We start from the raw sequence: 10,903 nt of genomic DNA on the forward strand, positions 1-10,903 counted from the left end.
TTATGGCTATTACAAAAATACATCCTATAAAATCAACCCTTAATCTTGCCATTTCATATATTGTTAATGGAGAAAAAACGGACGAGCAAATCTTAGTAAGCACTCATAAATGCCATCAGGAAACTGCTCATACCCAGTTTTTAAGAACACGAAATGATGCGGGAACAAACGGAACTGTTCTTGCAAGACACCTCATTCAATCCTTTTTACCCGGAGAAGCAAGTCCTGAAATGGCACATCAGATCGGTCTTGAACTATGTAAAAAGATATTAAAGGATGAGTACGAATTTGTCTTATCTACCCATATAGATAAAGGGCATATTCATAATCACGTCATATTTAATAATGTGAATATGGTTACTGGTAAGTGCTATCAGTCCAACAAGAAAAGCTACCACCAAATCAGGTATCAGAGCGATAAGTTATGTAAAGAAAATAACCTATCTGTGATTGATGAGTTCTACGAGAGCTATAAGAGAAAGTACAAAATAAATGGAAAGTCTTGGTATGAAAATGAGCAATTTAAGAAAGGTACTTCTTGGAAAAGCAGGCTTCAATTTGACATTGATCGTTTGATAAAACAGTCTAAGGATTGGGAAGAATTTCTAAAGAAGATGGTGGAACTTGGTTATGAAATAAAACATGGCAAACACATTGCCTTTAAGCCAAAAGATAAGCAGAGATTTACAAGGTCTAAGACGATTGGTGAGGATTATACCGAAGAAAGATTAAGAGAGCGTATTACAGAAAATCAATCTATTAAAGCCCCGCCTGTCAAAAAACGAATCGGAAATGTTATCAATATGAATACCAATGCCAAAGTGAAAGAGAGCAAAGGCTATGAATACTGGGCAACAAAGCATAACTTAAATACAATGGCTGAGTCAGTTGTTTTCATCAGGGAACATGGCATTAACTCCGTTAAGCAGCTTGATGAATACATTAGGAAAAGTGCTGAAGAAAGACAGAACTTACAAGATAAAATCAAAGAAATTGACAAGGATATGCAGCTACTTTCTGATACTATGGAACAAGTTCATACTGTTAAAAAATATCGAGCCTACTACAAAGAATATAAATCAAATCCATCGGACAAGGCATTTTTTGAAGAATACAAATCGCAAATCACGCTCTATGAAACTGCTCTTTCCAAGCTGAAAAGCTCCTATTCTAAACTTCCAAATTCAAAGAATATTTTAGATAGACTTGATAAACTGCAAGAAAAAAAGAATATCCTCATGAAAGAGTATTCTTCCTCAAAATCTACTATGGACGAGCTTTATCAAATACGAAAGAACTATGGAATTTACATGGGCAAGGAGATGGAGAGATAATTTTTTCTCTCCTCTTTTTCTACCTTGATTTGGCAATTCAAGACCAATAAAAAAATAGTCGGTGCAGTCCTAAGACCACACCGACCGTAAATTTATCTCTCAGCTTCTTTGCTTACTTCTTTCTTTTCTTTCGGCTTTTCCTTATCTTCAGCCTGATATTTTTTGATAGCCCCAAGTACAGATTCTTTCTTTTCTTCTTGTCCTTTCATTTGTTCCTTTGCCTTTAACAGCTTTGAAGAAAGTATCCTGATGTTGCTATGCTCCTTGCCGTTATCATCAATGGAGGTTCTGATTTGTCCAAAGAGCTTAACAAAATCTCCCTGCTTAAAGTCCTTTGGAATATCGCTTTTTTCTCCGTATGCCGAGCAATTATGATAGACCTTATTCCCTTCATCATCTTTAGATACTACGGAGAAATTCGCTACCTTAAAGGCTTCTCCGTTCTTATTTTCCCTTTCTACTACATCGACCTCTCCAACAATATTTCCTACAATATTGATAAGATTATCCTTTTCTTCCTGAGCATAAGGCAGGTCTTTTATCTGCCCCTGTTCCCTTAAATCCTCAATCATATAGTCAAATTCCTCATGCAGTAAATTAAGGCTGTCATTTTCCATATAAGCGTCATAGAGCTTATCCAAAGCACTTTCATCGTTGATACCTTTTTCCATGCTTATAATCGCCTTTACAAAGTCCTTATGATTATCATTTACCATATCTTCTATTTGATTTCTCATTGTTTTGTAATCCATGTTTTTATCTCCTTTCATGGCAAAAGGGAGGTTTCCCTCCCCTTATCTTAAAAATTCCTGTTCTTTTGTTTTTTGCTTTTCTTCTGTTTTACTTTCATTTTGATAGGCTCTTATCTGTCCTAAAATAGATGGCTTATCACCTGATTTTTGTGTGGTTTCTTCTTTACTATGAAGATTGTCCTCCACATCATAAGTTGACTCAAAATAATCACTGTCCTTAAAGTCATTGTCATATCTGTCAGGAATACCGTCATTATCGAGGTCTTTAGAAAGTGGATCATAGAAGTTGCCTTCATCGTCAATATCAAGACCCGTTGCTGCTCTTAAATCTTCTGAATCAACATAAACCAAATCGTTAAAAGAGGACATTTCTATTTCATTTTTCATATTCCTTAGAGCTTCATTTTCTCCTTTATTCTCATAGTCAAAACTCTCTGTTTTGATAGGCGTATCATCAATGTACTGCGTCCAAGTTTTCTCCTCTAAGTTCAGTTCATACTGAATCCCATGTCTTTCATCCGGTGTATTGGTATAGGCGATACCAATATGCTTCAAATCAGGATACAAGGTATTAAATTCATCATAGCTGTGATTTTCTTCGTACTCTCTGTTACAGAAGTCAATGATTGCCCTTTTTACATCTTCCACAAGAGGATTGTCATTTCTCTTTTCTTCCACTTCTCCCATATCAAGGAGCTTATTTAACTCTGCCAAGCGAAGCACTTTTGATTTTAACTCATCTGCCTTTTCAAAAGGCTTTTTTAGCTCCTCTTTGGCATTTTCAAGCTGTTCCTTTGTACTGATAAGTTTTTCTTCAAGCCTATTTAATTTCTCGGGCATTTTCTCAAGAGCGTTATCCAGTCTTGTAATATTCCCGTCCGCACTTGTTCCAAGCTCTCCTGAATGCTTTGCAGCACCATTTAGGCTAAAGTTATGTTCATTGGTAAAGAAGTTATAACTTACCTCTAAATCCATATTCCTATACTTTCCTATAACCTTGCTTTCATTGATTTTCACTTTAGAAATAGCTTCAAGAAGTCTTTCTCCGGCTAATTTCTTGTCGGTAATCTTTTCTCCCGCAATTGTAATGGAAGTAAACTTTTCCTCACCTTCCGCTTTAGATTCTACACTTGCTATATCTTTCTTAACAGCTTCTATGAGCTTTTCCGTTCTTGCGATTTCTTCGGGATAATTTTTCGCCACCTTATCCTCTAATCTGTAACGGTTAGACTTATAGTTTGCTTCAAGCATTTTAAGTTTTGTAACTTCATTATCCAAGTCCATCTTTTCTTTAATCTTCGGATCACCTGTGGCAAGAGCTTTAATCTCAGCATAGTTAAGGGAGCTTTCGTCCACATCTTCCGCAACTCTGACAGGTGTTTTACTTGTCATAATCTGTGAAATAAACTTTTGCTTATTTTCTATCGTCTGCCACAAATAGGCATCAAAGGTATTCTCTGTAACATAACGATAGATATTCACTTTCTCATTTTCATTGCCCTGTCTTACAATTCTACCCGCACGCTGTTCAAGGTCAGCAGGACGCCAAGGCACATCGAGATCATGCAAAGCAATCAGCTTGTTTTGCACATTCGTTCCGGCTCCCATCTTCTGCGTAGAACCCATTAAGATACGAACTTCGCCTTTTCTTACCTTTGCAAAGAGTTCATCTTTTTGCTTATCGGAATTCGCTTCATGGATAAAAGCAATTTCTTCTTTTGGTATTCCCATAGCTACAAGTTTTTCTCTAATATCATCATAGATGTTAAATTCTCCATCTCCTTTTGGAGTGGACATATCAGAAAAAAGTAGCTGTGTTGACCTGTTTTCTTTTGTCTTATCCCAAATGGCAAAGACATTCTTTACACATACATTGACCTTGCTATCAGGATTATCAGGAAGCAGAGGATTGATTAAACGCTGATCTAAGGCAAGTTTCTTGCCGTCATTGGTAATTTTAAGCATATTATCTTCATCAGGCTCTACAACTCTATTTCTGACATCATCTGCTCTTTTAGAAAGGCTCTTTAGGATTTCCTTTTGTTCTTCAGAAGGCTCTGTCTTAATAACCTCATAGTTAGCTTCAGGTGTAGGAAGGTTAAGCATATCCGCAGTCTGAATATCTGCAACTTCCTTAAACATACTCATAAGCTCAGGCAAGTTATAGAACTTTGAAAATCTCGTCTTTACCCTGTATCCTGTTCCTTCCGGAGACAATTCAAAGGAGGATTGTGTTTCTCCAAAAGTGGAAGCCCATGAGTCAAAATGCTCCAGTCCGTTCTTTTTAAGACTTTCATACTGAAGATACCTTTGCATAGTATAAAGCTCGGTCATTGAGTTACTTACAGGTGTTCCTGTTGCAAAAACCACGCCTTTGCCGCCTGTCATTTCATCCATGTAGCGGCATTTCATAAACATATCAGAGGACTTAAAGGCTTCTGACTGTCCGATACCTGCAACATTTCTCATTTTTGTATAGAGATAAAGGTTCTTAAAGCCATGTGCCTCGTCAACAAAGAGCTTATCAACTCCTAATTCCTCAAAGGTAATGACATCATCTTTCTTAAAATCATCGTTTAGTTTCTCAAGCCTTGTTTCCAGTTTTTTCTTTGTCTTTTCAAGCTGTTTTACTGTAAAGTTTTGGTTCCTATCATGCTTGTATTCTTCTACATAATTTACGATTTCATCAATCTGATCTTGGATATGCTTCTCCTGATATTCCTTACTCATAGGGATTTTTTCAAACTGCGTATGCCCGATAACAACCGCATCGTATTCCCCTGTAGCAATCTTGCCTATAAATCTCTTTCTGTTTTTCGGCTCAAAATCTTTCTTATCAGCCACCATAATGTTAGCCGATGGATATAGCTGCATAAACTCACGCCCGATTTGTCCTGTTAAGTGATTGGGTACAACAAATAAGGACTTACTGCACATCCCAAGCCTTTTACTCTCCATTGCAGAAGCTACCATTTCAAAGGTCTTTCCACTTCCTACTACATGGGCAAGCAAGGTATTTCCTCCATAAAGACTTCTTGCTATGGCATTTCTTTGATGAGGTCTTAAGTCAATCTCTGTATTCATTCCCTCAAAAGAGAGATTGCTTCCGTCATATTCTCTGTTACGGATAGAGTTAAAACGCTCATTATACAGCTTTACAAGACGACTCCTTCTTTCCTGATCGTTAAATATCCAGTTCTTAAATTCTTCTTTTAATAGCTCCTGTTTTTGTCCTGCAAGCATGGTTTCTTTTTTATTTAAGACAGAAGTTTTAGAGCCATCCGGATTTACAATCTGGTCAAATACCTTTGTTTCTTTAAGGTTTAAGGCATCTTCAATCAGCTTATAGGCATTTACCCTTGATGTACCAAAGGTCATTTCTGCAAGGTCATTTCCTCTGTCCCTGCTTTTTCCTTCTACATTCCATTCGCTTGTAAGGTTTGAAAATTTAACCTTAATATCCCATTTGGCATACCCCGGAGTTTTCAGCGTTTCAAAGATGAATTTCTCAATGTCTTTAATCGGTATCCAAGTTGCACCAAGACGCACATTGATTTCACTTGCTTCAAGCTCCTTTGGAAGAACTTTTGTAAGCTCTGTTTTTTGATATTCCAAACGGTTCATTTCATAGCTTATCAGCTCTTTTTCTTTTCCGTTCTCAGCAAAGCCAAGATGAGGTAGCTCTCTTTCCGTTTGTCTGAGCTTTGATAAGTAGCTATCTACAATGGCAATCTTGTCCCTGATATTCCCACTTAAATATTCATCTTTTGTTACATAGCCATACTTATAGGAATTGCTGCCATTTGCACAAGCAAAAGGTAAATCCCCATCCTCCAAGTTAAAGGAAAGTGGTCTGTAAAAGTTTTGTTCTTCTCTAATATTTAGGTAGATTTCCCCTCGAAGCTCCTCAATTAAGGTCGGTCTGTCTTTTCCTGTAAGACTTCCCATATAGTCAAAGTCCACATAGCCTTTTTCAGATACCGATAAAACAAGAGCTTCTAAAGAGGTATCCACATGGTCTATGACTTTGGCTTTTGTAATGGTTCTTTTGGAAAAAATATCTCCCTTTGCCTTGAAATTTTCTTCTTCATCAAGGATTTCTATGGAGGAAACAAGCGGGAAGTTGCTATCCTCTTTTAAGGCTCTGGTATTGCTTAAATTATTGACAAAGCCATGCTTCTTTGAAAAGTTATCATATACTTCATTTAGTTTTTCCTGTGAAGCCTTGATTTCTTCCTCGCTAAAATCTTCTTTCTGCTTGTAAATTACATCTTTTAAGGCAACATTCAGCTCAAGGTAATCCTTGATTTTTTCTTTATTCTTGTCTGATACTTCCTTTTTGATAAAAAGTGAGTTTTCTCTGTAATAGACTTCATCGTCAATTAAGGTATAAGAAAAGTTCTTTACATCATCAGTTGCAGGGATTGAAGTGATCTCATCATCAAGTAGCTCTACTTCTTCATACTTGGCATCTTTTGAAATTCTTTCTCCTGCAATCTCAAGTCTGTCCTTTAACGAAGCCATATTTATCTCTGTACCTAAAAAAGCTATCGGTTCACAAGTTAGAGTTTTCCCAAACCTTCCGCTAACTTCACGCATAGAACCAAGCACCTGCTCAGGATGATCGACAAAGTATTTGTTATATGAAAGTCCATTTTCATCTTCCGCAAGGTGTATCCAATCTTCATCTCGCTCTAATACACTATCTCTTTTCTTTAAGAAGATAATATCCGAAGTTACTTCTGTGCCGGCAACACCCTTAAAGGTATCATTTGGAAGTCTGATTGCTCCTAAAAATTCGGCTCTTGCTGCAAGATAGCGTCTTACACTTTCGTCCTTTTTATCCATTGTTCCGGAAGATGTAATAAAGGCTATAACACCGCCGTTTCTTACCTTATCAATGGACTTGGCAAAGAAATAATCGTGGATAAGAAAGTTATTGCGATTGTATTCTCTATCATTTACCTTGTACTCTCCAAATGGAACATTTCCGATTGCGATATCAAAGAAGTTGTTGGAAAATCCCGTTTCTTCAAGTCCCTTAACCTGTATATCACTTTCCGGATATAAGAGTTTTCCAATACGACCGCTTACCGAATCAAGCTCTACTCCATAAAACTTTGACTTATTCATTTCATCAGGTAGATTACCGATAAAGTTACCGATTCCCATTGACGGCTCAAGGATATTTCCCTGTTTAAATCCCATGCCGGAAAGCGTCTTATATATTCCGTCAATGACAGTTTTCGGTGTGTAAAAGCTCGTTAAGGTTGATTCTCTTGCAGCTTCATATTCTGATAACGATAGATTTTCCTTTAAGAAAGCTCTTGCCTCTTTCCACTGTCCATCCTTACTTTCATCAAAGACATCAGCAAGTCCACCCCAACCAACATATTTCGCTAAAACTTCCTGAGCTGTAATATCAAGCTCTCGTTCTCCAATTTCCACCCTGTTAAGCATAGAGATTGCTTCAAGGTTATTATTTAACCTCTCGCTTGGAGATAACTTTGAAGGAAGCGTTTCTTCTGTAATCTTGAAATTGTGAGCCTCATTTTTCTTTATTTCTACTTCCTCAAAAGTCTTTTCAGGCTTCTCATTGGTCAGATTTTCAAAGATTCTATCAAGCTCACTTTCCTTACGATAAGGAATTACATCGGAGCCTGTAATCATACCGCCAAGATATTCGGTATTATCCTTGATCGTTACGGTCTTTAGGTTATTCCCTATATCATCAAATCTTGTGATGGTACAGTCTTTTCCCTTGTACTTCACTTCATCACCGATGATAAATTCAGGTCTTTCAAGATTTACTTGTCTTAATAAATCCTCATCATCTGTAAAGGATATAATCGGGATTTGATGATTACCTTGCCTTACAGGATCAAGCCACAAATCATTTCTTCCTGTGATTTGATTTTTGGAAATCTCTCTTACTTTGTACTCCTCATGATTAAAATAGACGGTATCGCCTTCTTTAACTGCAAACTCATCTGAAAGGCTCTCCTCTTTTTCATTAAGCTCTACTTCTTCTCTTTCCTTTAGATAATCAAATAAGGTAGCCTGAAAAGGTTCTGCTTGTATGCTTTCTTCCACTTCTTCAGGTGCTTCAAGCTCTACTTTATCTTCAAAGCTAAGTTCTCCATTAAAGACAGACTGAAGCTCCTGCTCATCCATCTGCTTTTTAAGTTCACTGTCTTTCAGTTCTCTAAAGGTCTTTGGAAAATCCTCTAAAACAAGTCTTTGGGCATTTAATTCCTTTAACTCCTCAAGATTAAAATATCCCCATTCCGGCTCAATCCCTAAAACAAGTCCAAAAGCATCTTTACTTTTCCTGTCATACTCCGTCATATACCAAGTCCAGTTACTTCTAAATGGAATAATGTATGCTGCATGAACCTGTTTATCCGCTAAAGCTACATCCTCATGTGCATAAAGCTCAGGCACTCTTTCAAGCATTTCATCAGTCATCAGATTATTTGGATCGTCTTTAGAGTAATAACTTGGTTCTTTTTGTTCTTCTATCTCTGTCTTGCTTTCAATATTTTTTTCTTCAAGATAAAGATTTTTATAAAGCAGCTCATCTATATGCTTTGCTACATTTGACCAAGTAAGAAATACATCGTTACAATGATTCTTCTGTAATTTCAGTCCCTTTGCATCATGCCATTCATCACTTCCCTTTGCTCCTGAAACAGCATGAGAATGACCTCCGATTCCATACTCATCTTTTAAGAAATTCGCTTTTTCCTGAAGCGTATGATTTTCTTTGAAAAACTTAGTAATTCGCTCTTTTCCTTGAGATACTCCACTTCCTCTTGAAATCGTATCAAGAACTTCATCTTCTGTAATAAAGCCTTGTACCTTTGGAGGTTCGGTAAGGTTAGAGGTATATTTCCTTCTTGGAAGTGCAAGCTCCTGTAATCTCTGATAAAGGCTATCTACCTTGTGATAATGAAACCTTAGTACATCTTTGTTTTCTTTATATTCTTTCAAAAAGCGACTATACTCGGAAATAACATTTTTTAGATAGTCAGGATTTTTAAGAGCTTCCGATAACTGTCTTGTTTCTTTAAGAAACCCACCTCCTCTTTCTATAAAGTCAAAATAACCCTGTGCTTTTCCTTCTTCACTTAAATCGTGGTATAGATACCATAGCGATTTTGAAACTCTATCTCTTTCATAGTCCTGTGCTTCCAAAAACTCTACATTTGTGGCAAACTTTCCATTTTCTAAAAGTTCATTGATTCTTCTTGCAGCATCACTCCAACTTAAAATTTGCGTATCATCTTCTCTTGCAGAAGTTCCATAAGCTAAATGAATGCCTTTATCCGAATACCAGGAAGATACTTCTCTTTCATCAATGTAAAACCCGTTTCCGCCTTTAAAGGTATCTTTAAGGTATTCTCCTAATTCTTCTACTGTTTTCCCTTTGGAAAATTCAGCAATGATAGGAAGTCTTTCGCCCTCATGGTTTCCACCGTTTACAAGAATACTGTCAATATCATTTTGTGTAAGAGGTATTGTAAGTTTAATCTGTCCTGATCTGTTTTTGGGTAAAGAAAAAGAAGCCTTGTCAGCTTCTCTTATCTCTTTATCCGTATTTTCTTTTAGATTTCCACTATCTCCTTGATTGTTATTTCTTTGAGGGCTGAAATCATCGCTTTGTACTGCGGATGGCTCTCGTCCTCTATCTGCCAAGCCATCATCAGTTTCGGCTTCTCTGCTCTCATAAACTCTATCGCCTGTTTCTGAGTATCCATCAGGTGTCCTATCAGCTTCTTCTCCTTGTATAGATCCACTAACATCTCGAAGTGGCTCTGCTCCTCGCTGTTTGAAAGATAATCCAGCCTCATCACTGCGTATGTCGGATTCGGATATTCCCTCATAAAGTCCATCTCTTCCTCTAACTGATTCAGTGTATTCTCTTTGATTTTCTCTATTATCTCGTCCGTACTCTCCATTTCGGAAAATTCGCTCGTTTTCACTAATTCTTTCCTGATCATCTCGTCGAAGTACATTTTCTTCTACCTCCTCTAATTCTTCTTTTATTTTATTATATCCTGCTTCTTTACCTCTTAAAACTTCTTTTTGAAGCTCTAACTCTTTGCTTTTTTGAATGGTTGCACCAATTACTGTTCCGCTAATGTCCGATACCGTTTCTCCAATGCTCATAAGAGAAATGCTGTCAAGCATTGCAAAGTTTTCCTTTAACAGCTCCTTATCCATAGGATAGTCTAACTTAAATCTTGAAGCTACTGCATAGCTCACTGAGTCCCTTGCAAACTTGGTAAATGATATTCTGTCCTCATCAGATATTCTAAGTTCATTCATAAGGCTATCTATCTTTTCATCTCCGTAGAGCCTGCTTAAAGAAAAGATGTTTTCTAAGGTGCTTTCGCTTTCTTCATAGCCTTCAGCTTTTATCATTTCTTTTAATACATCTCTATGGGCTTCTTTATCAAATCTCCAAAGATTTACTTCATTGACATCTCTGTTTTTGGAAACGGTTTGACTTATATCAAAGATATAGTCCACCTTTTTGTATGTGCTATAGTCCTCTAAAATGGGGATACCTTTCTGTCCTCGCATAACCGTTCTGTTAAAGCGTTCTCTCCAGTAGTCAAACTTGGCACAAGCTGTCGCTTCAGGATTTTTATCATAAATACTTAACTGACTTCTAAAGTCGTACCTCTGATTGTTTCCGACAACCTTTAAGAGCTTCAGATACTCTGCTTCACTCTGCAAAATATCTTGTTTTATTAGCTCCAAAATGTTATGAAAATCATTTATTCGCATGTTTACCTCCTTCTTTTTTAC

The 10,903-nt window shown here is 37.0% G+C and carries 3 protein-coding genes; 1 reads left to right on the forward strand and 2 read right to left on the reverse strand.

Annotated elements, in window-relative coordinates:
• Positions 1 to 2: 2 nt before the first annotated feature.
• The gene (locus tag HMPREF0631_RS08215; RefSeq protein WP_002844393.1) at positions 3 to 1,334 is read left to right on the forward strand and encodes a relaxase/mobilization nuclease domain-containing protein; all 1,332 of its coding nucleotides are present in this window, start codon (positions 3 to 5) and stop codon (positions 1,332 to 1,334) included.
• Between the two features lie 92 nt (positions 1,335 to 1,426).
• Here HMPREF0631_RS08215 and HMPREF0631_RS08220 read toward each other — a convergent pair whose 3' ends face one another.
• Positions 1,427 to 2,086: a hypothetical protein gene (locus HMPREF0631_RS08220; protein WP_002844392.1), complete on the reverse strand. Its 660-nt coding sequence runs from the start codon at positions 2,084 to 2,086 to the stop codon at positions 1,427 to 1,429.
• 42 nt (positions 2,087 to 2,128) lie between these two features.
• Entirely contained in the window at positions 2,129 to 10,882 is an 8,754-nt protein-coding gene (locus HMPREF0631_RS08225) for a helicase-related protein (protein WP_002844379.1), read from the reverse strand.
• Between the last annotated feature and the right edge of the window lie 21 nt (positions 10,883 to 10,903).

Origin of the sequence: Peptostreptococcus anaerobius 653-L (assembly GCF_000178095.1) — a bacterium.
GTDB lineage: Bacteria > Bacillota > Clostridia > Peptostreptococcales > Peptostreptococcaceae > Peptostreptococcus > Peptostreptococcus anaerobius.